The organism is [Clostridium] fimetarium (assembly GCF_900111235.1).
Lineage (GTDB): Bacteria > Bacillota > Clostridia > Lachnospirales > Lachnospiraceae > Clostridium_N > Clostridium_N fimetarium.
This window is the reverse complement of the sequence record NZ_FOJI01000011.1, coordinates 16,016-40,948: the sequence shown is the minus strand read 5'-3', so window position 1 is coordinate 40,948 and position 24,933 is coordinate 16,016. Positions and strand designations below refer to the sequence as shown.

The following is a 24,933-nucleotide window of genomic DNA, read 5'->3' as shown; positions in this document are numbered from 1 at the left end:
TTAAACGTCAAGTGAAATTATTATAATTTTCTAGAATTAATTTCATCAGTTGATAAATCATCCCTGATTAATTTTATATTGTTTTTGCTATCATATGTTAATATTTTAGGGAGTTTTCTGCTTAAAAATAAATAAATCCCTTCTGTTACTGAATATGCACCAACATTATAAAATATAATCATATCACCAATCTGCGCATTATCAAGTGGCAAATTCTTTACTATAACATCTGCCACTGTACATAATGAACCACAAATATTCCATGGTACGATACCATCTTTTTTTTCGGTTAAGTGCATATTCGTTGAATCCATATGAATAAAATCGGTTTTTGGCAACTTCATAGCCATTGTTTGTCCATAATAGTTTAAATGATTAATTCCTCCGTCGATGATACAGTAATTCTGGAAATTATTGGTCTTAAGGTCTGCAATCCTTGATAAATAAATACCACAGGTTGCTGCCATAAAACGGCCCATCTCCAAAGTTATCTCATATTTATCACGAATTCCATCCAACTTATCTGAAAACTGCTGCAACATATCGAAATTATCATTATCTGTATTAGGCTCAAAATATGATATCGGAAGCCCTGGACCATACTCCAACTCTCTAACTTCATATCCATATTTTTCTCGAAGATTACTGCAAATCCCATCAAGCCAATCAATTTCTTTCTCGATTTGTAATATTTTTTTCTTCTGCGTACCTGAATAACATTGTATTCCTTTAAAATCTATATACTTATATTGTGCTCTATCTGAAATTAGCTGTTCGATCACTTCTTCATCCAGACCAAATTGATTGCCACTTGTCACTCTTAAAAGAACTGATATTGTTATTTTTCTTCTACTTGCACATTCATTAAGAATTGCAAATTGATTTAGCGATTCAATTGTATATATTCCAACGCCACCACAATCATCCATAACATGTTCAATATCTGATTTCTCTTTGTTGACACCTGATAATACAATTCTATTCATCTCTATGTGTTCGCGTTCGCAAATTGCAAATTCCCCCGGTGAACACACTTCAAACTTCCCCACTAAAGGTTTCATTGAATCTACCAAAAACGGGTTTGCCTTCATCGCATAACAAAGGTTGATATCATCGCCTAAAATGTCACTGATTTTTATAATTCTTTTTGTTAACTCATCAATATCAAATACATATGACGGAGTCCCATATTCAATTGCAATATCTTCTAAAATATTTTGATTAATCATATTTTCAACCTTGTTCGCTCTCTTTTTTATGATCTTCCATTAATTGTTTTCTATCAATCTTTCCATTCTTTGTGATTGGCATGCAATGCACCTGTGCAAATATATTTGGTACCATAAACTTTGGCAACTTCTTACTAAGTTCATGTGTGATAACCTTTTTATCTGTAGCACCTTCAATAAATGCAACTATTTTATTCTCACCTTGATCGTATGTGCAACAAACTCTTGAAACGCCTTCTACTGCATTAATGGCAGTCTCAATTTCACCTAACTCGATTCTATGCCCCATATGTTTGATTTGGAAATCTTTTCTTGAGGAAAAATACATCTCCCCTTTTTCATTGTACGCCCCCAAATCACCCGTCCGATAGATTAATTCAATATATTTAGTATTCAGTGGATTTTGTACAAATGCCTGCTCCGTTTTCTCTTTGTTGTTGAAGTAACCAAGTGAAAGTGCAGTACCAGACACACAAATCTCTCCTAATTTTCGAACTGATTCTGGCGTTATGGGTGTATTATCTTCATCTAGTAAAAATACTTTTTCATTCGGAAATGCTTGTCCCATCGGAATTGTTTCATCTAGTGCAAACTCTCTGTCTATTATATAATAAGTACAATTGCATGTGATTTCAGTTGGTCCATATACATTTACAAACATTGCATCTGGATACTGTTTTCTCCAACTGTTCAAATGCTTAATCGGCATTACTTCACCGCTAAAAATTACTTTATTGATGGCCGAAGGTACTTTATATTCAAATCCGTTTAAAGTTGTTACAATACAAAGTGCGGATACTGCCCATACCAATGTTGTAACTTTCCTATCCTCAAGATAATCAAGTAAGTTGATTGGAAAACTAAACATCTTCTTCGGAATTATCTGAAGTGTAGCTCCTGTCTTTAACGAAGAGTATATATCTTTTACAGATACATCAAAATCAAAAGGTGCTTGATTACCAATTACATCCTTATCCGTAATATTAAAAATTTCTGTGAAATAATCGATAAAATCTATGACTGAACGATGACTTACAATTACGCCCTTAGGCACACCGGTTGAACCTGATGTGAATATTGAATAAAGTGGATCGATATCTAGCGTCTGTTTTCTTATTTTAGAAAGTACGTCTTCATTAATTTCATGTTTCATAAGTTCTTCTAAAACAAGAACTTCTCCTTTAAATCCAAGTTTTTCAGCCTTAGTCGCTGTAGTTTCACTTACTACAATAAACTTTGCCTCAAGTGTATCTAATATCATATTAACTCTCGCTGGGGGCTGTGTTACATCAAGCATTACATAAAAGCAACCTGCGTATGCAGTTCCCATAAATGCTGCTAATGTGCTACAACTTTTGTCCATATAGATAGGCACTGGATTACGAGGATCGGTTTTTTCGATCAACGCACTACCGACCCTTTTTGCTTTATCACTTAATTCATTATATGTGTAAGAACTATTTTCATCCGAACAGGCTGCCTTAATTCCAAATTTTTCTGTTGATTCTTCCAAATAACCTAAAATATTTTTTACCATTATAGCCTCCTATGATCATTTGATAAAAACTTGCTTTGCAACTTTTCATAATCTATAATATAATAATACAATAACTTACTAATTTTTGAAAGGATTTATATTATGAATATATTAAATCTCAAACGCATTGGTGCAATTACTCTTGTAGTGCTTCTTCTTGGTCTTTATATTACTACCTTTATTCTTGCATTTATGAAAAGCCCTACAGCCCAGAAACTATTTCAGGCAAGCGCTATTGCTACAATTGCACTACCAGTTATGCTATATGCATATATGTTAATATACAAATATTTAAAAAATCGAAATAATCCAAATCAATAATTATATTAAAACTAGCTAGATTAAAACTATTTGTATTAAAACTAACTAGATTAAAACGATAACTATATTATAAGCTTGTTGCCTTCTCATTTATTAGAGCAGCAAGCTCTTTTTCTGCTTGCTCTTTACTACTAAATTGAATCGCATTGATTCCATGTGTTCTGGCCGCTATAACATTTTCCTTCATATCATCAAAAAACACTGCATTTTCTGGAATTATTGCATACTTGCTAAGAAGTGTATTAAATATCTGTGGTTGTGGCTTTATTGACTTTACTTCATATGATATCACTTTACCATCAACTAATTCAAGGAATGAATAGTTTTTTCTTTCAAAAGCTTTTTTCCCATAATTCGATAACAAATATATTTTAAATCCCTTGGCTTTCAATTCTTCTATCCAGGATTTTGCATAATCATATTCAAATGCTACTTTCTCAATGGTATCAAATACCATTTTTATCTCTTTTTCATACTCTGGTATTAACAAAATACATTGCTGAATAATTTCTTCATCTGACTTCTTGCCACAATCGAATTCCTTCCATACATCACCACGAAATATTTTGTCTGCAATCTGCTGTCTCGCATCTTCACATATTCCCAACTCCAGTAAATATTCTTTCCAACAAAACCCCGCCAACACATTCCCAATATCAAATATCACCGTATCAATCATACCGTACCCCTTTTGGATAATTATTTAGTTAATTATTGCAACAACCCGTAATTATTAGTTTCCTAGTCTTCCGCACTTGTTACCGCACTTGTTACTGCACTTGTTCTTAACGCACTTGTTACTGCACTTGTTACTGCACTTGTTCTTAACGCACTTGTTACTGTACTTGTTCTTAACGCCCTTCAAAACGTATACGATGAATATTAATTTCTAATTATGTGTTTCCCGCAGACCGGCTGAAAGCAGTGCCCATGTTTTGTCGAGACTCAGATGAAAAAATGAGCGAAGCGAGTCTTTTTTATCATCCCTGAGGCTCGTAAAAAACATACTGCTTGAAGGAAAGGCAAGGAAAACACATAATTAGAAATTAATATTCCTTCATACCCCACCCACAATCTTTTTCGTCGCGCTGGTTCCAAGCCTATCTGCACCAGCCTCAATCATTGCTTTCGCTATTTCAACGTCTCTAATTCCGCCTGCTGCCTTCACTTTTGCTTTGCCATTTACTGTCTTTTTCATAAGTGCAACTGCCTCAACCGTTGCTCCAGCATTACTAAATCCAGTTGATGTCTTAACAAAATCAGCACCCGCTGCTACTGATAACTCACATACTTTTACAATTTCTTCATCCGTTAAAAGGCATGCTTCTATAATAACTTTCAATATTTTGCCTTGGCAAGCCAACTTCACTTGTTGAATATCGTCTTGTACAGATTCGTACTGCTGATCCTTAAGTTCACCAATATTAATCACCATATCGATCTCGTCTGCTCCATTATGAATCGCTGACTGGGTTTCAAACACTTTTACAGCTGTACTTGACGCACCTAATGGAAAGCCAATAACAACACAGGTAGCAATTCCGGTTCCTTTTAGAACTCCCGCAACATATGAAGTGTAACACTCATTAACGCAAACAGAGGCAAATCCATATTGAATTGCCTCTATGCATATTTGATTCACTTCATTCTTCGTTGCTTCGGGTTTTAAAATAGTATGATCAAAATACTTCTCAAACTTCATTAATAATACCAACCTTTCACAAATCCAAATAATAAAATCTATTTTTTAAAAGAACTTACTCTATAAATAATTTCATGTCTTCCTGGACCATTTGAAACCATAGTGATTTGGCATTGAAGTTCTTCCTCAATTGCCTCAATATATTTTCTGCAATTCTCGGGAAGTTCATTATAATTAGTTATGCCTCTAATTTCCGACTTCCAACCTGGGAATACCTTGAGAATTGGTTTTGCTTTTTCAAGCTTATTCGTAGTAGGGAAATTCTTAGTTATTACTCCATCAATTTCGTATCCAACACACATTGGAATCTCATCAAGATATCCAAGTACATCTAATACCGTAAGTGCAACCTCTGAAGTCCCTTGCATTCTAACGCCATAACGTGAAGCAACTGCATCAAACCATCCCATACGTCTAGGACGTCCTGTTGTAGCACCGAATTCTCCGCCATCTCCGCCACGTCTTCTAAGTTCATCTCCTTCTTCACCAAAGATTTCACTTACAAATGCGCCTCCACCAACTGCAGAAGAATAAGCTTTTACTACAGTAACTACGTCCTTGATTTCACTAGCTGGTATACCTGCACCGATTGCTCCGTAAGCCGCAAGGGTCGATGAAGATGTAACCATTGGATAGATTCCATGATCAGGATCTTTTAATGCGCCTAACTGGCCTTCTAGTAAGATGTTCTTACCCTGCGCAATTGCATCATGCAAAAATGAAGATGTATCAGTTACAAATGGTTCAATCATATCTCTATAGGAAAGCATTAATTTAAAAACCTCTTCTGCATCAAGAAGTGGTTTGTGATATAGATGCTCCAGAAGAACATTCTTGTATTCTACAACTCTTTGCACTTTTTCCTTAAGTGAAACTTCATCAAAAAGTTCGCTTACCTGGAAACCGATTTTTGCATATTTATCTGAATAGAAAGGAGCAATGCCTGACTTCGTTGAACCGAAGGAGTTTCCAGCAAGTCTTGCTTCTTCATAAGTATCAAAATCCACATGATAAGGCATAAGAATCTGAGCTCTGTCTGAAACCAAAACTTTAGGAGTTGGAACTCCTCTGTCTGTGATTCCCTTTATTTCATTTATTAAATAAGGAATATTAAGAGCAACGCCATTACCAATTACGCTTGTTGTGTGATTATAAAAAACTCCTGATGGCAAAAGATGAAGTGCAAATTTGCCATATCCATTAATGATTGTATGACCTGCGTTACTTCCCCCTTGAAATCTCACAATAATATCAGATTTTTCAGCTAACATATCTGTGATTTTGCCTTTTCCTTCATCACCCCAATTAGCTCCGACAATCGCTTTTACCATAATAATGTTCCTCCAATATATTAATTTTTTTCAATTCTATTTTCTTTATTACTGCTATATGTTAACACAGCAGCCAACATAAGTACAATCAATGCTTGTTATGTCTTACATAACTCATGCTTATGCCTTTATTTCCCATAAACCCATCTATCTAGAGTTATTATAATCATTTCCTTTTATAATTACTCAACCTTCTCCACCAAAATGTTTCCATTATTTTAAACGCCGAATACGAAAAATTATATTCAAACTAAAATTATTAGTTTGACTTTAATATATCTTTGACGGTATGAGAAGTTACTTATGTATTCATTCTGTGCGTTAAAGAGTAAAAGTTCGCTGTATGACGAGCGAAGTGAGGAGTTCGAACTTTTACGCTTTGCCTTTAGCGCATAATGAATACATTAGAAACTTCCATACAAGGATAGATAAATCGAAGACAAACTAATAATTTTTAGTTTCAACAATTCAAGTATTCCCTCAATAGCCTCTCTGCCGCATTCGTAACAGGAATCTTCTTACTTGTTGCAATACAAAATCTTCGTTTTGGTATTTTTTCTTTAAATTCAAGTTCAAATAATTCGCCTGTTTGTATATATTTTTCTGCAAAGTTCCTAACAACTGAACCTACGCCCATATTTCGGATTGAGAACTGTACTATTATATCACTAGTTGCTAATTCAAATTCAGGTCTTAAAATCACATTTTTATTTAAAAGAAAATCATCAACATAAGTTCTCGTACTTGTATTGTTTTCAAGGCAAATAATTGGCATATGCTCCAAATCGGAAAAATCAAGTTTTTTTCCTCTATACTGCTCAAATTGACTTCCAACAACAAATACATCTTCTATTTCCTTAACTGGTTTTACTACCATATCTTTACTGATTTGAAATGGCTCACTTATAATTCCAAAGTCTATTTTTCCAGTTTCTAAGTATTGTATTGTCTCCGGTGTTGGCGCATTTGTAACTGATACTTTAATATTCGGATATTCTTTATGAAATTTTTCAAGGAACGGTAACAAGTAATATTTTAATGTCATATCGCTCGCACCAATACGTATCTCCCCGGATTCCAGATCAAGCATTTCTTTAAACTTTTTCTCGCCAAGCAAAATATACTCGTATCCTTGCTTGATATAGGAAAACAGAACTTCTCCTTCGGTCGTGAGTCGAACTCCCTTGGGTGTTCTTATAAATAGTTTGGTCCCCAATTGAGTTTCCAAATGTTTTACTGCCTGACTGACTGCCGGCTGAGAGATACATAGCTTTTGTGCGGCCAATGATATTTTACCCAAGCTTCCAACATAGTAAAAAATCTTGTAATATTCCAAATCTATATTCATAGAAAGCATCCTTTCATCCAGTATTTTCAAAGTTTAAATTTACATTTGATTTTTAAGACATTGAATTTTGGTAGGTTTTATTATATAATTATATATACTATTTACGAAGGAATTTAAACCAAATGAAAAAGAAAAAGAAAAAGAAAAAACATAATTCTATATTAATTCTTTCGCTACTAATATTAGTATCGGTTTATATATGTTACGCATATAACCCCATCATTGCACATATTAAAAATAATATAGATTCTGTTTCTGTCACAATTACAGATACCAATTTACCAGTAGTTACAAGTTTGGACAATACGATTCAAGACCCTATTGTGCCAGATTCTTCTATCCAGATTGCAAGCAATGTGGATACACAATCGATATTACTCCCAGTATCCAATATATTACAACTTCCCGAACTGCCTACAGGTTGCGAGATCACTTCACTTACAATTGTTCTCAATTTTCTTGGATATTATGTTGATAAAGAAGATATGGCAATCGATTATCTTGAAAAATCAGCACCATTTGAAGGTAGCTTTAATGACTATTTTATTGGTTCTCCATGGGATGAATACGCTTGGGGTTGTTATGCTCCTGTAATCACAAAATCCGCGAATAATTTTTTAAATGATCATAACTCAAAATTAACGGCATATAACATAACCGGTTATTCAATGGAAGAGCTATGTATTTTGCTAGCCTCTGGGAGCCCAGTAATTGTATGGACAAGCCAAGCACTAGACGTAGAAACTATTGTAACCCCCATTATATTAGAAAATGGAACCACTGATTACTGGTATTCTAACGAACACTGTGTGGTTATCATTGGGTACGATTTACAAAAAGGTACCCTAACTGTTTGTGATCCGCTTGAAGGTATTGTAGAACGAGACTTCAATACTTTCAATTCCAGATACGAAGAGTTTCAACAAATGGGGGTTGTCATAAAATAAAATTCAAATTTTGTTTTTGTTATACATTAATTGTAGCAATCATTCCAAGGTCTGTTTTATTAGCCTCTAATAATGGATTAACGACTTCTGTAAGGAATTCATCCACTTGTTCTTTTGAACGTCCTACATATTTTGTTGGATCCATTGTTTTTTGGAGTTCTTCAAGTGTCATATTAAATGATGGGTCAGCTGCAATTAGTTCAAGAAGATTATTATCAAGACCTTCCTCTTTCACACGTTTTCCAGCTTCCATTGATAGTTCTCTGATTTTTTCATGTAATTCTTGTCTGTCTCCGCCGGCTTTCACGGCATCCATCATAATATTTTCAGTTGCCATAAATGGAAGTTCAGACATAAGTCTCTTTGTAATTACTTTGTCATATACAACAAGACCGTCTACTACATTTAAGTAAAGGTCAAGAATTCCATCCACTGCAAGGTATGCTTCCGGCACTGAAATCCTCTTATTTGCTGAATCATCTAGTGTTCTTTCGAACCACTGAGTAGATGATGTAATTGCTGGGTTAAGTGCGTCTATAATTACATAGTTAGCAAGGCTAGCGATTCTTTCACTTCTCATTGGATTTCTCTTATATGCCATTGCAGAAGAGCCAATTTGCGATTTTTCAAATGGTTCTTCAATTTCTTTTAAATGCTGTAAGAGTCTGATATCATTTGAAAACTTGTGTGCGCTTGCAGCAATTCCTGCAAGTACATTTAAAACTTTTGTATCAACTTTTCTAGAATATGTCTGTCCTGACACCGCATAACAATCCTCAAATCCCATTTTATTCGCAATCATCTTATCAATTTTTCTGATTTTGTCATGATCGCCGTCAAATAATTCAAGAAAGCTTGCCTGTGTACCTGTTGTACCCTTAGAACCTAACAGTTTAATTGTATCAATTACATGGTCGAGATCTTCAAGATCAAGTAATAACTCATTTAACCAAAGTGTTGCACGTTTTCCTACAGTAGTCGGTTGTGCTGGCTGGAAATGTGTAAATGCCAATGTTGGAAGTGCTTTATATTGATCAGAAAACTTTGCAAGTTCATTTACAACATTGAGCAGTTTCTTTCGAACTAATATAAGTCCTTCTTTCATAATAATAATATCGGTATTGTCACCCACGTAACATGACGTCGCGCCGAGGTGAATAATTCCTTTTGCCTTAGGGCACTGCAATCCATAAGCATATACATGTGACATTACATCATGACGGACTTCTTTTTCTCTAGCCTTGGCAGCTTCATAATTAATATCATCTTTATGAGCCTCTAGTTCGGCAATTTGCTCATCTGTGATACCCAGCCCTAGTTCCTTTTCTGATTGCGCAAGCGCTATCCAAAGTTTTCTCCATGTTCTGAATTTTTTATCCGGTGAAAAAATATATTGCATTTCTTTACTTGCGTATCTTTCTGCAAGAGGTGATTGATATTTATCTGTCATTTCATCCGCCTTTCTTACCCTTGATCAAAAGTTATATTTAGATTTAGATTTCTATAACTATCTTCGTTATGTGTTTATCTCTTCTAATTTCCAAAAGACATTATCCTTGCGTCCCACGAATATCAATTACCGGTGGTTCAATAGGATAATTTCCAGTAAAACATGCATCACAGAAATCTAGATTGCCGTGAACCATTTCACTTAATCTATTCGCATCGATATAACCAAGTGAATCGGCACCAATCATATCACCAATCTCTTCCACTGTGTGATTGTAAGCAATAAGCTGCTCTCCTGATGGAATGTCTGTTCCATAGTAGCATGGATTTAAAAATGGTGGAGAACTAATTCTTACATGTACTTCGGTTGCTCCAGCACTTTTTAGCATTTTAACGATACGCTCACTGGTTGTCCCACGAACGATTGAATCATCAATCATAATAATTCGTTTACCTCTTACAACCTCTGCAAGCACATTCAACTTAATCCTAACACTTGTCTCTCTCTGCTCTTGTTTTGGCTTAATAAATGTTCTTCCAACATAACCATTCTTAACAAATGCCATTCCATAAGGTATGCCAGATTCCATTGAATATCCAAGTGCTGCTGCATTTCCGGATTCTGGAACACCTACAACTAAATCAGCTTCAACAGGATAACTTTTCGCTAATATTCTACCAGCCATAATTCTAGATTCATAAACGCTAATACCATCCATATTACTATCTGGTCGAGCAAAATAAATATATTCAAATATACATTTTGCTTTCTTTTCCTGACACATGCTCAAATCAGACATAATTCCATCAGGAGTGATTGTGACAATCTCCCCTGGTAAAACATCACGTACGAATTCTGCATCAACAGCATCAAGTGCACATGTTTCAGAAGATAAGAAATATGCATTATCTCTCTTTCCAATACAAAGTGGATGAAAACCAAATGGGTCTCTGGCTCCTATTAACTTTCTAGGACTCATTATAATAAGGGAATATGCACCTTTAATCTTCTTCATTGCATTTTTAACAGCTAATTCAACAGAAGAAACATTCAAACGCTCCCTCGCAATGTGGTAAGCGATAACTTCAGAATCAATCGTTGTCTGAAAAATAGCACCTGTATATGATAATTCTTCTCTAAGTTCAAGCGCATTTAACAAATTTCCGTTATGTGCAAGCGCCAATGTTCCCTTTACATAATTTATAACAAGTGGTTGCGCATTTTCTCTAGTACTACTACCTGCTGTAGAATATCTAACATGGCCTATACCAATATTGCCATGAAGTCTCTCTAACTTCTCAGGAGTAAATACTTCATTTACAAGACCCATATCTTTATATAATTCAACTTTACCCTTTGGTCCTTTTGTATCGCTAACTGCAATACCGCAGCTTTCTTGACCTCTATGCTGTAAAGCAAATAATCCATAATAAATTGTTGATGTTACATCATTATAATCAAAATCATAAACACCAAATACACCACATTCTTCATGGAGTCCTTCAGAAATTTCGATTTCATTATCCATAGGATATTTTTTCATTTTTACTCCCATCCGCCCACTTCAAAGGCCTTTATGCTAAAGAAAGTACACAAGTTTGCGCAGCAAATATTGCACGCCTCAGTTTGTAGACAATACACAAGTTTGCGCAGCATATCTTGCACGCCTCAGTTTGTAGACAACACACAAGTTTGCGCAGCAAATATTGCACGCCTCGCTTGCGAGGCGTTGGTGACACATTTAAAACTTCACAAGCGGATGTTGTATAATCCAACACCCGCTGTGGCATAAAGAGAATACGATAATTTACATATCCCCCCTTATATTATTATATATACTACTCAATTCCAAGTCTCTTGAAAACTTCAATATAAGCATCTTCAACATTGCCCAAATCTCTTCTAAAACGATCTTTGTCAAGTTTTTCTCTTGTATTAATATCCCAAAGTCTACATGTATCAGGAGAAATCTCATCAGCCAAAATAATCTGACCTTTGTATCTTCCAAATTCGATTTTAAAATCAATCAGTTCAATTTGAATACCTTTAAAATACTCAATCAAAACATCATTTACTTTAAATGCATATTCTGTAATTTTGTCGATTTCTTCTTGTGTTGCAAGTCCTAGACCAAGTGCATAATATGAATTTATAAATGGATCACCAAGTGCGTCATCTTTAAAGCTAAACTCTAATGTAGGGCATTTTAACTTCGTGCCTTCTTCAATTGCAAGTTTCTTTGAAAAACTACCAGCTGCTACATTTCTAATAATAACCTCAAGTGGAACAATTTCAACTTTTTTAACTGCTGTCTCACGATCGCTTAATTCTTCAATAAAATGTGTAGGAATACCTTGTTTTTCTAGTCTTTTAAAGAGGAAATTAGTCATACGATTATTAATAGCACCTTTACCTACAATAGTACCTTTTTTAATTCCGTTAAATGCTGTTGCATCATCTTTGTAATCTACAATCAAAACATCTTCCTGTTCAGTTGTGTAAACTTTCTTAGCTTTTCCTTCATAGAGTAAATCCAACTTCTTCATTCTGAGCACCTGTCCTTTTATTTACTTTTCTTCATGTAAGCATCTATATAATATAATTTATATATGATCTTAAGTCAAACCAGATATTTACAATCCACTTTACCACTTGCTCATAACCTCATATAGCTACATAACTGTCATGAAATAACCAAAAAAATTATATAACAGATAGTTTATAAAAGCAACTGTATTTTCTATATATATCGAATATTTTTTTTAAGCAAATATAATTAAGTATATTTGATGTTTTCTTTGAAAAAATCGTTTCGTTAGAGTTGTAATCGCAATTAATTTATGGTACGATTATTTAGAAAAGACTTATGATTATAATCTATATAAAGGATAGAATACTATATGAGAAAAGTAGATTTATCGATGATTTTACCAGACATGCGCCTTGGCAAATCCATCTACCACTATAACCAGTTGCTCTTGACTGCTGGAATTAATAATATCAGCAGATTTTCTGACTCTCTGCTTAAATTAGGAATTACATCTATATACGTTGAGGATGAAATTTCTACAGATATAGAAATAACCGATGCTATTTCTGATGTCACTCGTCTTAAATGCAAGGATGCATTACAAAATGCGATTAATCGTTTTCGAGTACAAGGTAGTTTTGATATGTGCTCTATTTCTGAAGCGACCAGTTCACTTATTGATGAAATACTCTTACGCCCTGACGTTCTTATTTGTTTGAATGATATAGCAACTACAGATGACAGTACACTGGTTCATTCAATTAACACTACCGTTTTTTCACTCTTAATTGGCCAACAATTAAAGCTTTCCCCGATTGAGCTAAAGGCCCTTGCGGAAGGTACAATTTTACATGATATTGGAAAAACTCTTGTCGACCCAAAAATACTATACAAAAACGGTATACTTAATACTGATGAATTTGAAATAGTAAAGCAGCATACGATTGCTGGATACGAACTATTAAAGACAAACCCATTATTAACAGAATTATCTAGAATAATATCGTTACAACATCATGAACGTTTAGATGGTTCTGGTTATCCATATGGCTTGACTGCTAATGAAATCCACCCATTTGCTAAGATTGTTGCAATTGCGGACATGTTCGATGCATTAACAGCAGAGCGATGTTATCGTAAAAGCCTTACAAATTATCAGGCTTATCAAATCCTTGCACACGAATCTACCATCAAATTAGATGCCCCTTTATTAGGGCAATTCTTAAAGAATATCGCGATTTATCCAAATGGTACATTAGTCAATCTATCTGATGGAAGTCGAGGTATCATAAAAATCCAGAATCCTGGCCTCCCATTTAACCCTATTGTTATGGTACTTAATACTATTGATGATAAAGATGTGAGATTATACGACTTAGATTTATCAAGTACTTTTAATATCACAATTCAAGATAGTAATACATAAAACATATTCGATATTCGCATGTGAGCATTAATTTTATTATGAAAAGTCGCTTACACTATTCTTGCATATTTTAACTTTTTCGTGTATTATCAAAGTAATCTAAGCATCACTTTGATGGCAACGGACATCGCCTCAAAGTGAACAACTATGTAGAATGAAATTTCAATTATTTTAGTTTAATTACCAGATTGGAGCTTTATGATAGAAAAAAGAAAAGCAAAACGTTTGAAAGTTGATTTAAAACTTAATGTTTCATCATTATTTAAGCAAAACAATATTGAGATTGCGAATGTTGACTCACCCATTGAGGTTTTCGATGTATCGAAGTCGGGAATCGGATTCATCTCAAAGAGTGTGCTTCCTTTGGATTTCTATTTTAATGCTGCACTTCATTTAGGTAGTGATAATGGTGTTCTTTATTGTGTAGTCAAAATTATTCGCTGTGAACCATTATCAAAAGATGATTATAATTATGGCTGCGAATTCGTTGGGATGGCACCAATTCTTGATTACATTTTTGAGGGAATTTTTGATTAATTTTGATGTATCAATGACTTTTATGTAAGTTACTAATGTGTTCATTTTATACTAAGGGCAAGATCCAAAGTTCTAAACTCCTCACTTCGTTCGTCAGGCAGTAGAACTTTGGCTCTTAACGTATAAAATGAACGCATAAGTAACTTATCATAACGTCAAAATGATACAACAAAATTAATCAAAAATTCCCGTTTACACATAAAAGGAAAAATAAAGCAAGGGCTATTGCGTAGATGACTTAAAGATGTCATCTACAATAGCCCTTGCTTTGTTTTTAATAGATTTAAGATTAATGATTCATAATATCATGCTTTCTTTATTTCTTTATTTCTTTATTTCATAATGTCTTAACTTGATGTTTTTAGTACCTAGTTTTTATAATAATTCTTTTAGGAGTTGGTTAACCATTCCCGGGTTGGCTTTGCCTTTCATGGCTTTCATGGTCTGGCCTACGAGGAATCCTATTGCTTTTTCCTTGCCATTGTTATAATCCTCTACTGATTGTGGGTTTTCGGCGATTATTTGTTCAATGGTTGCTCTTAGCTCACCTTCGTCGTTGACTTGATTAAGGCCTTTTTCTTTGACGTACTTTTCTGGGTCAATATTATTTGTAAATATCTGTTCAAATACTTCTTTGGCTACACCACCATTGATTGTTCCAGCTTCTACAAGTTGAATTAACTTAGCCAGGTTTTCTGGTGAAAATGATATATCTTCTGGTTCTATCTCTTTTTCTTTAATAAGTCGCATTGTTTCTACCATTAACCAGTTTGAAACTTTCTTAGGTTGTTTACACATTGCAACTGTTGCCTCAAATATATCAGCCATTTTCTTAGATGATGTAATAATATCAGCATCATATTCTGGAATTTCATACTCTGTTTTGTAACGAAAACGTTTTTCATCACGAAGTTCTGGTTGCTCAGCTTTCACTTTTGCCATCCATTCATCACTGATGACGATTGGAACAAGATCTGGCTCTGGGAAATATCTGTAATCCTGCGCATCTTCTTTTGAGCGCATCGCATATGAATATTCCTTGTTATCATCCCATCTTCTTGTCTCCTGCGTTACTGTTTTACCATCTTCTATCAGTTCAATCTGACGAGCTCTTTCGCCTTGAATTGCTCTTGCAATCGCCTTAAATGAGTTCAGATTCTTCATTTCTGTTCTTGTACCAAATTCAGACGCACCAACTTCATTAACGGAAAGATTGACATCGGCTCTCATTGAACCTTCCTGCAATTTACAATCGGAAGCTCCAAGATACTGAATAATTAGTCTTAGTTTTTCAAGATACGTAATCACTTCATCTGATGAACGCATATCTGGTTCTGAAACGATTTCTATCAGTGGAACACCACTACGGTTAAAATCAACTAACGAGCAATCTTCCCACTCATCATGCATCAATTTTCCAGCATCCTCTTCCATATGGATTTCATGAATACGGACTGTTTTCTTTGTGCCATTTACATCTATTTCAATACCACCATCTCTACAGATTGGGAAATATAGTTGTGAAATTTGGTAGTTCTGTGGATTATCTGGGTAGAAATAATTCTTACGGTCAAATTTACAGTTCTGTGTGATTGTACAATTCGTTGCAAGGCCTACTGCCATCGCATATTCTACAACTTGTTTATTTAATACTGGAAGTGATCCTGGCATGCCTGTACATACTGGACAAGTATGTGTATTAGGTGAACCACCAAACGCGGTTGAACAGGAGCAAAAGATTTTTGTTTTTGTCGCAAGTTCAACATGTACTTCAAGTCCAATTACTGTTTCGTATTGTTTCATATCTTCCTCTTTCTTGCACACGGTTTTTGTGCATCAATATGGCTTGCTTGCAAGACATTAGTTTCCCCTTCCTAATCTCTTGATTTGGCAATATTGCATCTATCGTACTTTTTTGTTTGTTCAAATGCATATGCTGCTCTAATAATTTTCTTTTCTTCAAAACAATCGCCAATTAATTGTAGTCCAATAGGAAGTCCTTTTGAATCATTGCCACATGGCACTGAAATTCCTGGAAGTCCTGCGAGATTAACTGATATTGTATAGATATCTCCAAGGTACATTTTGATTGGATCACTTAAGCTGTCTCCAAGCTTAGGTGCTGTTGTTGGTGCTGTTGGTCCAAGTATCACATCGTATTTTTCAAATGCTTTATCAAATGCTTTTTTTATAAGTGCTTTTGTCTTCAACGCCTTGATATAATAGGCATCATAGTATCCTGAACTTAGAACAAAAGAGCCAAGCATAATTCTTCTCTTTACTTCAGCGCCAAAGCCTTGTGAGCGAGTCTTTTTATACATACTATGAAGGCCATCAAAATCTTTTGCTCTAAAGCCAAACTTAACGCCATCGAATCTAGCAAGGTTTGAGCTCGCTTCTGCGGATGCAATAATATAATATGCTGGAATTGCATATTGTACTAGACTAAGATCAAATTCTTCAACAATTGCTCCTTTCGCTTCAAGCGCTTTTGCTGCATTTAAAATCGCGATTTTAACTTCTGGGTCTAACCCTTCCGTCAAGTAATCTCTTGGAATTCCTATTTTCAATCCTTTTACATCATCCACTAAAGCTGATGTGAAGTTATATTCTTCTCTTTTCACTGATGTGCTGTCCTTTGTATCATAAGAGGCAATCGTTTCAAGGATTGTGGCACAGTCAGTAACATCTTTTGCGATTGGTCCAATCTGATCAAGAGATGATCCATAAGCAATGAGGCCATACCTTGAAATAGTCCCATACGTTGGTTTCATACCTGTTACGCCACAAAATGAACTAGGCTGACGAATTGATCCACCAGTATCTGAACCAAGTGCATAACTACATTCTTCTGCTGCAACTGCTGCAGCTGATCCACCTGATGACCCACCGGGAACATGTGCAGTATTCCATGGATTCTTAGTCGCACCAAAGAATGAAGTTTCCGTTGTACTTCCCATCGCGAATTCATCCATATTTGTTTTTCCTATAATAACCGCTCCAGCTTGTTCAAGATTGATTACTGCTTGGGCTGAATAAATCGGTTTGAAATCACCAAGGATTTTAGAACTACAAGTTGTAAGAATCCCCTTGGTACACATATTATCTTTAATTGCTACTGGCACACCTGCAAGTGGTCCTGTCAAAATTCCATCATCAATTAACTTCTGAACTTCTTCTGCTCTAATTAGGGCAGCTTCTTCGTTAATAGTAACAAAGCAATTAAGTTCTTTGTCATTTGCCTTAATCTGAGCGATTGCAGCCTTTGTTGCCTCTACTACTGTTACTTGTTTTGCTTTTATTTCCTTGCCTAATTCTACGGCAGTTAAACTCATTAAGCTCACGGTCATTTCCTCCTACTCTTCTTATTGCACAGTCTTTGGAACCATAAAACTTCCATCTTTTACTTTTGGTGCATTTAAAATAATATTGTCTCTATCATCTGCGTTCGTAACTACATCTTCACGAAATACGTTATTTACGGGAAATACGTGTGACATAGGTTCCACGCCTTCTGTATCTAGTTCACTTAATGTACCAATATAGTCCAGCATATTTGCCATATCTTTTTTTGCTTGCTCTTTTTCTTCTGCTGAAAGATCTAGTTTTGCTAAAATACCAACGTATTCAATTGTTTCATCTGTAATTATATTTGCCATGTTTTCGGCCCTCCTAAATTATTTCAATTTTCAATTTACGTTTCGTCTTATTATGGCTCCAGGCGGTTCAATGTCTCAAAGAGACCTGAACCACATTACTCTTTCGTTCTATTAAGGCTCCAGACGGTTCAATGTCTCAAAGAGACCTGAACCACATTACTCTTTCGTTCTATTAAGGCTCCAGACGGTTCAGGTCTCTTGGGAAGAGGGTTGTTTCTCGTACATTGTCTTCACCGATCAACTTCATCGTGAGTCGTTCAAGCCCAATTCCAAGTCCGCCGTGTGGTGGCATTCCATATTTAAATATCATCATGTAATGCTCCATACCTTCTGTTGTCATTCCTCGATCTTCTATTTTCTTAAGAAGTTCCCCGTAGTCATGAATTCTTTGTCCACCTGTTGTAATCTCAATTCCTCTAAATAGTAAATCAAAACTGAGTGTAAATGTTCTATCAGTTGGATCCTCCATTGCATAGAATGGACGTTTTTTCGTTGGGTAATGAGTTACGAAAACAAAATCACTGTTATATTCTTCTTTGAAGTATTTTCCAATCAAAACTTCTTCTTCTGGCTCTAAATCATATGGATTTTTAATTTCTCTTTTATATTTTTCTGAAACCAAACGTTTTGCTTCATCAAATCTAACTTGTGGAATTTTATCTACTTTAGGTAGTTCAACTTTCAAAGTAGCAATTTCTTTTGCATAATCCTTTTTAAGAAGCTCAACTATATATTGGAGTGCGCCAGTTTCCATTGCCATAATATCTTCAAATCCATCAATAAATCCCATTTCAAAATCCATACTTGTATATTCATTCAAATGTCTTGAAGTATTGTGTTTTTCAGCTCTAAATACTGGTGCGACTTCAAAAACTCTGTCATATACGCCTACCATTGTTTGTTTGTAGAACTGTGGACTTTGCGCAAGAACTGCATGTTTACCAAAATATTCAAGTTTAAAAATATTAGCACCGCCTTCAGCGCCTCTAGCTCCGATTTTAGGTGTTCTTATTTCAACAAATTTTTCTGCGTGTAGGAAATCTCTGAAGCCTCTTACAACGCCCTCCTGAATTTTAAATTTTGCTCTTTCACGAAGGTTTCTAAGTGTAACTGGTCTATTGTTTAATATCGTTTCTAATGATGTATTCAATTTCCATTTATTAATTGCAATTGGTAACTGTGCATCTGTTGGTGCTGACAATATTTTAATCGCTTTGAGTCGTATTTCGAATCCATTAGGAGCCCTGTCCTCTTTTGCAACGATTCCTCGAACCTCAATGGCCATGCCTTCTCTCAAATCTTTGAGCGTTAAGTTCGTGCCCTCTTCGAAAACGCATTGTATAACTCCGTCTCCTTGTCTTAATACCAAAAATGACACTTCACCCATATCTCGGAGATTGTGAATTGCACCATTTGCTTTCACTTCTGTTCCAATTAAATCTTTTGTCAAAATGTCTTGTACACTTACAGTTTCTTTTTGTTTCACTCCACTAATATATTCCATTTCTCATATTCCTTTCTTTTTAAACTGCTCACACAGATAATAGAAACACAGTTGCTTCCTTCATTGCTTCGCGCCGGCCTTAGAAACTCGCTGCGCTCATTTCTAAGGCTGTCGCGGCATTCGTCAGATAATCTGAAATCAAACCATTCAAATTCAAGCAAGCTTGATTTGAATAGTCTGCTTTCATCTTATCTTCCTCATTGCTTCGCGCAAAAAAAGTCCCGGCATATATCTTTCGATATATGCCGGGACGGATAATTTAATATAATCCGCGGTACCACCCGCATTGAAAATCATAACTAAATATGGTTTCCCTCTCAAACACTTAACGCGTGTAACGTAAATACTTAGGCATCATTATTATGTAAACCTATCAATAATAAATGCTTCAGCAAATCAGCTCCAGAGCGTTCCCTTCTTCCTGTTCCATTTGATAGTGTTCTCAGTCGATGACACCAATCTTCCTGTTATGTTATATGGATAAGAGTCTCTTTCATAGCCTTTTAATATTAATTTTTCTGAATGTCCTAATGCTATCACATATATTTTTAAATTTCAAGAAGTTTTTTTATATTATTCTGTTCTTAGTGCAACAACTGGATCTTTTTTTGCTGCCATTCTTGAAGGAAAAAGTCCGGCTATCAATGTTAGTGTCATACTTCCAAGAATAAGTATAACTGCGTGAAGCGGTTTTAGTTGCGCAATATTATTTATGTCAACCAGATTAGAAATTAATATATTAATTGGAATGATAAGAAGATAAGAGATACATATTCCAAGTGTACCTGCCGAAAATCCTATAATCAATGTTTCTGCATTAAACAGTCTTGAAATATCCTTCTTTCTTGCACCTACAGCTCTTAATATACCAATTTCTTTTGTACGCTCAAGAACAGACACATAAGTGATAATTCCAATCATAATCGTTGAAACCAAAAGTGATATTGCTGCAAATCCAATCAACACATATGATACCGTATTTATCATTGTACCCACAGTTGAACCTATCGTCTCTGCTAAATCGCTGTAAACCACTTGGTTATCTTGTGTCTTATCTGCATTATAATCATCCAAATATTGCTTGATGGCATCCTTACCACTAAAGTCCTTTGGATAGATACTAATTGATGTTGGTTTTGTATCGATACCTAAACTTATTAATTTTTGTTCCTTAACTGCTGCATTTGCAAATGCGGCATTTAATATAACATCTTTATCCGAGCTCGCCTGTGCTATCGAAATTTGAGACTTCTGTGTATTTTCCAAAACATAATTTGTTAAGGCAGTTGTATACACTAACCCACTAGATAAATATCCAGTTGCCTGTGAAGACGCTTCCTTAATACGCAAAATTCCAGTGATTGTCAATTCTACGCCATCTGCATTCTTATATAAATCTCCATACTCTGACGCAGATGCTGCACTAAATATTCCATTTGCATCTTTTGTATAAAATCCATCATTGGGAATAACTTTTAGCATAGTCTTTCCAATGAAATCAGTTAATTTGAAATCGCTATTAGTTGCAGAGATTCCTAGTTTTTCAAAAAATGATGCATCTATATTATTGTATTCGTCAACCACGATAGCGACTTCATTTTTAGATGATGGCAAGCGACTTCCATCACCAATTAAATCATACATAGAAAGAATCGTATCTTCGTTATTTGGCATCTCTTGCCAATATGTTTTGCTACCTCTTAGGGCCTCTGTCGCTGTTGCTGCTGTTGTAGCATATTTAACGACTGAATCTTCCCCTTTAGCCAACAAATTTATACCAACGCCTCGAGAAAACGAAACGGCATTTACAGCATTCGGTAAAACTGATTGAATTTTAGATACATAATCTGTATATTCTTGAGTTAAAACATTTGTATGCTGTAGTGTGTTTTGAGTATTGTCTACACTATAAATGATATTATCATTTGTAAACTTTCCTTCTTCACTTGAACTACCAAGCAACGAGTTAGCGTTATTACCGCCACCCATCTGTAGCGTCGAAACACCTTTAGAAATCGTAATTGGATAACCCGATAATGTATCCGATTGCAATTTATCCATGTAGCTTGTTAGTCCCGTTGATAAGGCAAGAACCAATGCCACCCCCACAATACCTATGCTTCCGGCAATTGATGTAATAATGGTTCTCCCTCTTTTGGTCAGGAGGTTTTTAAATGACAAAGATGTTGCTGTAACTAAGGACATTGAGGTCTTTTTAAGTTTGGTTTTTTTCGTAACCGTCTGATTTGCATCTTTTGTATCATTTGGATTCTTTATTGCACTATCTTTAAATATAGGATTACTATCAGACTGTACCTCTCCATCTAACAAATGAATTACCCTACTACTATATTTATCTGCCAATTCAGCATTATGTGTAACCATAATAACTAATTTTGTTTTGGCTATATCTTTTAAAATTTCCATGACTTGCACACTCGTATGGCTGTCAAGCGCTCCTGTTGGTTCATCTGCAAGTATGATATCTGGATTATTTACAATCGCTCTAGCAATTGCAACACGTTGCATTTGGCCGCCAGAAAGCTGATTTGGTCTCTTCTTCATTTGGCTTTCCAAACCAACTGATTTTAATGCATCTTTTGCTCTTTGTTTTGCTTGTGATGATGATACTCCTGATAATGTCATTGCAATTTCAACATTTTGTAATACTGTTTGATGAGCGATCAAATTATAATTTTGAAACACAAAGCCAATCGAACAATTTCGAAAAGCATCCCAATCTGAATCCTTAAAATTCTTTGTTGACAAATCTCCTAACAATAAATCTCCTGAGTCATATCGATCAAGTCCTCCAACTATGTTAAGAAGTGTTGTCTTTCCACATCCCGATGGGCCCAAAATTGATACAAATTCATTCTCTCTGAATTCTAGTGATATACCCTTTAATACCTGAACAACTTCACCACCATTATAGCTCTTTCTAATATCAGTCAGCCTAAGTCTTGACATAATTCTCCTCATTTCTGCGCATATTTTCTGCGTATATTTCTGCATATATTTCTGCATATATTAAGTTTGTGCCACACGCACAAACTTGGCGTAAATAAGAATGCATAGCATCCTTGCAAGCGAATCTTTTATTCGCTTTATTCATACTTCTCGCCACCTGCTTTTAAGGCTAAATGTATAATAACAGTAGCATGTAAACTCCAAACCATTAATTGGTTAAATATTGTTAAACTGTTTATGAAACATTAGATTTTAAAACGGTACCCAGCGCCCCATACCGTTTGAATGTAGATAGGATTTTGCGCATCTTTTTCGATTTTTTCTCGAATTCTATTAATATGAACGGCAACTGTCTTCAAATCACCAAATGCATCCATACCCCAGATCTTCTCATAAAGTTGCTCTTTACTAAATACAACATCCGGATTTGATACAAAGAACACAAGCAATTCATATTCCTTATTTTTAAATTCAAACTCACAATTATTAACATAAACACGATGCGTTAATATGTTAATTCGTACATGACCAGCTTGTACCTCTTCTGCTTTCGCATTACCTATACTTGTCAAACGTTCATATTGTGCCAAATTAGATTTTACTCTTGCAACTAGTTCAGTTGGTGAAAACGGTTTTGAAATATAATCATCGGCTCCTATACCCAAGCCTCTTATTTTATCAATATCTTCTATTTTTGCTGTTACCATAAGAATTGGAATATCCAATTTTGCTCTTATTTTACGGCAAATTTCATATCCATCTATTCCGGGAAGCATTAAATCAAGTAAAATCAAGCTAAAATTATTCGTTAAGGCCAGTTTTAGTCCTTCTATTCCATCTGCTGCTATCGCAATCTCAAATCCATCAATCTCCAAAAAATCACGTTCGATTTCTGCAATTGCAGTATCATCTTCGATAATTAGTATCTTTTTCATTCTTTTTCTCCACTCTTTTCAATTGGTAACGTAATTACGATAGCAAGTCCACCATTCACAACATTTTTCGCTCTAATTTCACCATTCATCATATTTATGATTTTTTTTGCAGTTGCAAGACCTATACCACTTCCATTACTTGGATTTTTTCTAGACGCATCACTACGATAAAACAATTCGAATAGTTTCTCTATTGCTTCATTCGGAACGCCCGGCCCATTATCCGTCAACGTTATTATTACATTTGTTATATCTTCAATACATACAATTTCTGTTACTACAATTTCTTCTTTTTTATATTTTGCACTGTTTTCTAAAATATTTTGAATTACGTTATGAAATTGCATGACATCTATTTTTACGAAAACATTTTTAAGATTTCTATTTAAATTGATGATAAGTCCCTTTTGTGCATATTCATTTCTAAGATTATTGACAAGATTATCGATCTCCTCACCAATATCAATCCCCTCCATATATAGTGGAAATTCACCTACATCTAATTTTGAAAATAAAAACAATTGATTTATAATATACTCTAAGTCACTCGTCTTACTCTTTATCGTCTCAAAATAGCGTTTTTGTACTTGTGGTGTAGATGCTACGCCCTTTTCAAGACCCTCAACATACGCCTTAATTGATGTAAGCGGAGTGCGCAAGTCATGTGAAATTCCAGCAATTAATTCACGTCTGCTTATCTCATCTTTTTGTCTTGCTTCTACCATATCTGATAATCGATGTGCCATATCATTAAAATCATAACAAATTTGTGCAAATTCATCCTTCTTATCATATTCGATTCGGTAAGCTAAATTCCCATCACATATTTGATTCACACCATACACCAATATATCTATCGGTGTTATAATACTTTTAAATACAAAATGCGTTAATGCCCTATTTAGAAAATAAATTAATATAATAAGAGATATTGGTAAAAAAATACCTATATAATAATAATTTCCAAATGCTCTATGGTTATTAATCGTATAATTATTACACTCTAAAATAACTGTATATTTATCTACTGTCACTTTATATGTTGCCGTAGTATCCACTATCAAAATATATTTCTCCTCATGCAGCAATACCTTATCAAGAGAAGGCGTATATGGACTTGCTGATGGATATAACAAATCATTTCCTTCATATATAAAAAGGAATACTTGATCATTGTTATATTTTTTATTAAAGCTGTCTATGTCCGAGCGAATTTTTGAAAACTCACTGCTACCTGACCATTTTTGAGATAATACTGTAACTTCATCCGTTGCATTGTCAAAAGCACGTCCATCTTTCAATGAGTGGAAGTCGTTAACTCCTGTGATTCCCATCACTACCAATACTACACAAAAACTAATGACTATGGTCATAATAATTGGCATAACAAGCATCAAAAAATTAGAAATAAGTAAACGGCGTTTTATTGTCATAGGATTCTCCTCCTCACTGTTATTATATATTGAATCAGAACGATTGAATTTTAATTATATTATATCATTAACCG

Annotated in this window: 21 protein-coding genes; 4 read left to right on the top strand and 17 right to left on the bottom strand. The window is 34.8% G+C overall.

Annotated features, from left to right (window positions below):
• Positions 1–20 precede the first annotated feature (20 nt).
• Positions 21–1,229 (bottom strand): diaminopimelate decarboxylase family protein, encoded by a 1,209-nt coding sequence (locus tag BMY18_RS13800; protein WP_330385992.1) that lies wholly within the window; start codon positions 1,227–1,229, stop codon positions 21–23.
• 4 nt (positions 1,230–1,233) lie between these two features.
• Complete coding sequence (locus BMY18_RS13795; RefSeq protein ID WP_092455035.1) at positions 1,234–2,766, bottom strand: amino acid adenylation domain-containing protein; 1,533 nt, start codon at positions 2,764–2,766, stop codon at positions 1,234–1,236.
• Between the two features lie 102 nt (positions 2,767–2,868).
• Between BMY18_RS13795 and BMY18_RS13790 the strand changes: the two genes are divergently transcribed.
• Complete coding sequence (locus BMY18_RS13790) at positions 2,869–3,087, top strand: hypothetical protein (protein ID WP_242941042.1); 219 nt, start codon at positions 2,869–2,871, stop codon at positions 3,085–3,087.
• Between the two features lie 67 nt (positions 3,088–3,154).
• On the opposite strand, the gene BMY18_RS13785 is transcribed toward BMY18_RS13790, so the two are convergent.
• The 4 genes from BMY18_RS13785 to BMY18_RS13770 all read right to left on the bottom strand — a co-directional run bounded on the left by BMY18_RS13785 (position 3,155) and on the right by BMY18_RS13770 (position 7,468).
• Positions 3,155–3,766: an HAD family hydrolase gene (locus BMY18_RS13785; protein ID WP_092455033.1), complete on the bottom strand. Its 612-nt coding sequence runs from the start codon at positions 3,764–3,766 to the stop codon at positions 3,155–3,157.
• 378 nt (positions 3,767–4,144) lie between these two features.
• Complete coding sequence (gene deoC / locus BMY18_RS13780) at positions 4,145–4,789, bottom strand: deoxyribose-phosphate aldolase (RefSeq protein WP_092455031.1); 645 nt, start codon at positions 4,787–4,789, stop codon at positions 4,145–4,147.
• 38 nt (positions 4,790–4,827) lie between these two features.
• Positions 4,828–6,120, bottom strand: coding sequence for an adenylosuccinate synthase (locus tag BMY18_RS13775; protein ID WP_092455029.1), 1,293 nt, complete (start codon positions 6,118–6,120; stop codon positions 4,828–4,830).
• A 460-nt stretch (positions 6,121–6,580) separates the two neighbouring features.
• Positions 6,581–7,468: a LysR family transcriptional regulator gene (locus tag BMY18_RS13770; protein WP_092455027.1), complete on the bottom strand. Its 888-nt coding sequence runs from the start codon at positions 7,466–7,468 to the stop codon at positions 6,581–6,583.
• Positions 7,469–7,590: 122 nt separating this feature from the next.
• On the opposite strand from BMY18_RS13770, the gene BMY18_RS13765 reads away from it, so the two are divergent.
• Positions 7,591–8,415, top strand: coding sequence for a C39 family peptidase (locus BMY18_RS13765; protein WP_092455025.1), 825 nt, complete (start codon positions 7,591–7,593; stop codon positions 8,413–8,415).
• 19 nt (positions 8,416–8,434) lie between these two features.
• On the opposite strand, the gene purB is transcribed toward BMY18_RS13765, so the two are convergent.
• The 3 genes from purB to purC form a co-directional block, all read right to left on the bottom strand.
• Complete coding sequence (gene purB, locus BMY18_RS13760; RefSeq protein ID WP_092455023.1) at positions 8,435–9,865, bottom strand: adenylosuccinate lyase; 1,431 nt, start codon at positions 9,863–9,865, stop codon at positions 8,435–8,437.
• A gap of 100 nt (positions 9,866–9,965) precedes the next feature.
• Entirely contained in the window at positions 9,966–11,408 is a 1,443-nt protein-coding gene (gene purF / locus BMY18_RS13755; RefSeq protein WP_092455021.1) for an amidophosphoribosyltransferase, read from the bottom strand.
• Between the two features lie 295 nt (positions 11,409–11,703).
• On the bottom strand, positions 11,704–12,411 hold the full coding sequence (gene purC / locus BMY18_RS13750; RefSeq protein WP_092455019.1) for a phosphoribosylaminoimidazolesuccinocarboxamide synthase: 708 nt from the start codon (positions 12,409–12,411) through the stop codon (positions 11,704–11,706).
• 354 nt (positions 12,412–12,765) lie between these two features.
• Between purC and BMY18_RS13745 the strand changes: the two genes are divergently transcribed.
• The gene (locus BMY18_RS13745; RefSeq protein WP_092455017.1) at positions 12,766–13,821 is read left to right on the top strand and encodes an HD-GYP domain-containing protein; all 1,056 of its coding nucleotides are present in this window, start codon (positions 12,766–12,768) and stop codon (positions 13,819–13,821) included.
• Positions 13,822–14,019: 198 nt separating this feature from the next.
• Complete coding sequence (locus tag BMY18_RS13740; protein WP_092455015.1) at positions 14,020–14,358, top strand: PilZ domain-containing protein; 339 nt, start codon at positions 14,020–14,022, stop codon at positions 14,356–14,358.
• Positions 14,359–14,733: 375 nt separating this feature from the next.
• On the opposite strand, the gene gatB is transcribed toward BMY18_RS13740, so the two are convergent.
• From gatB to BMY18_RS13705, 8 genes are all read right to left on the bottom strand, one after another.
• Complete coding sequence (gene gatB / locus BMY18_RS13735) at positions 14,734–16,161, bottom strand: Asp-tRNA(Asn)/Glu-tRNA(Gln) amidotransferase subunit GatB (protein ID WP_092455013.1); 1,428 nt, start codon at positions 16,159–16,161, stop codon at positions 14,734–14,736.
• 71 nt (positions 16,162–16,232) lie between these two features.
• Positions 16,233–17,702 (bottom strand): Asp-tRNA(Asn)/Glu-tRNA(Gln) amidotransferase subunit GatA, encoded by a 1,470-nt coding sequence (gatA, locus tag BMY18_RS13730; protein WP_092455010.1) that lies wholly within the window; start codon positions 17,700–17,702, stop codon positions 16,233–16,235.
• A gap of 21 nt (positions 17,703–17,723) precedes the next feature.
• Positions 17,724–18,017, bottom strand: coding sequence for an Asp-tRNA(Asn)/Glu-tRNA(Gln) amidotransferase subunit GatC (gatC, locus tag BMY18_RS13725; protein ID WP_092455009.1), 294 nt, complete (start codon positions 18,015–18,017; stop codon positions 17,724–17,726).
• A 172-nt stretch (positions 18,018–18,189) separates the two neighbouring features.
• Positions 18,190–19,521 carry an aspartate--tRNA(Asn) ligase gene (gene aspS, locus BMY18_RS13720; RefSeq protein WP_092455007.1) on the bottom strand — a complete coding sequence of 444 codons (1,332 nt, stop codon included), beginning with the start codon at positions 19,519–19,521 and terminating at the stop codon, positions 18,190–18,192.
• 573 nt (positions 19,522–20,094) lie between these two features.
• The gene (locus BMY18_RS13715) at positions 20,095–22,491 is read right to left on the bottom strand and encodes an ABC transporter ATP-binding protein/permease (protein ID WP_092455006.1); all 2,397 of its coding nucleotides are present in this window, start codon (positions 22,489–22,491) and stop codon (positions 20,095–20,097) included.
• Positions 22,478–22,636, bottom strand: coding sequence for a hypothetical protein (locus BMY18_RS21115; RefSeq protein WP_170841414.1), 159 nt, complete (start codon positions 22,634–22,636; stop codon positions 22,478–22,480). The genes BMY18_RS13715 and BMY18_RS21115 overlap by 14 nt, the downstream gene beginning before the upstream one ends.
• A 100-nt stretch (positions 22,637–22,736) precedes the next feature.
• Entirely contained in the window at positions 22,737–23,426 is a 690-nt protein-coding gene (locus BMY18_RS13710; RefSeq protein ID WP_092455004.1) for a response regulator transcription factor, read from the bottom strand.
• Positions 23,423–24,859 (bottom strand): HAMP domain-containing sensor histidine kinase, encoded by a 1,437-nt coding sequence (locus BMY18_RS13705; protein WP_092455002.1) that lies wholly within the window; start codon positions 24,857–24,859, stop codon positions 23,423–23,425. The genes BMY18_RS13710 and BMY18_RS13705 overlap by 4 nt, the downstream gene beginning before the upstream one ends.
• Positions 24,860–24,933: the final 74 nt, after the last annotated feature.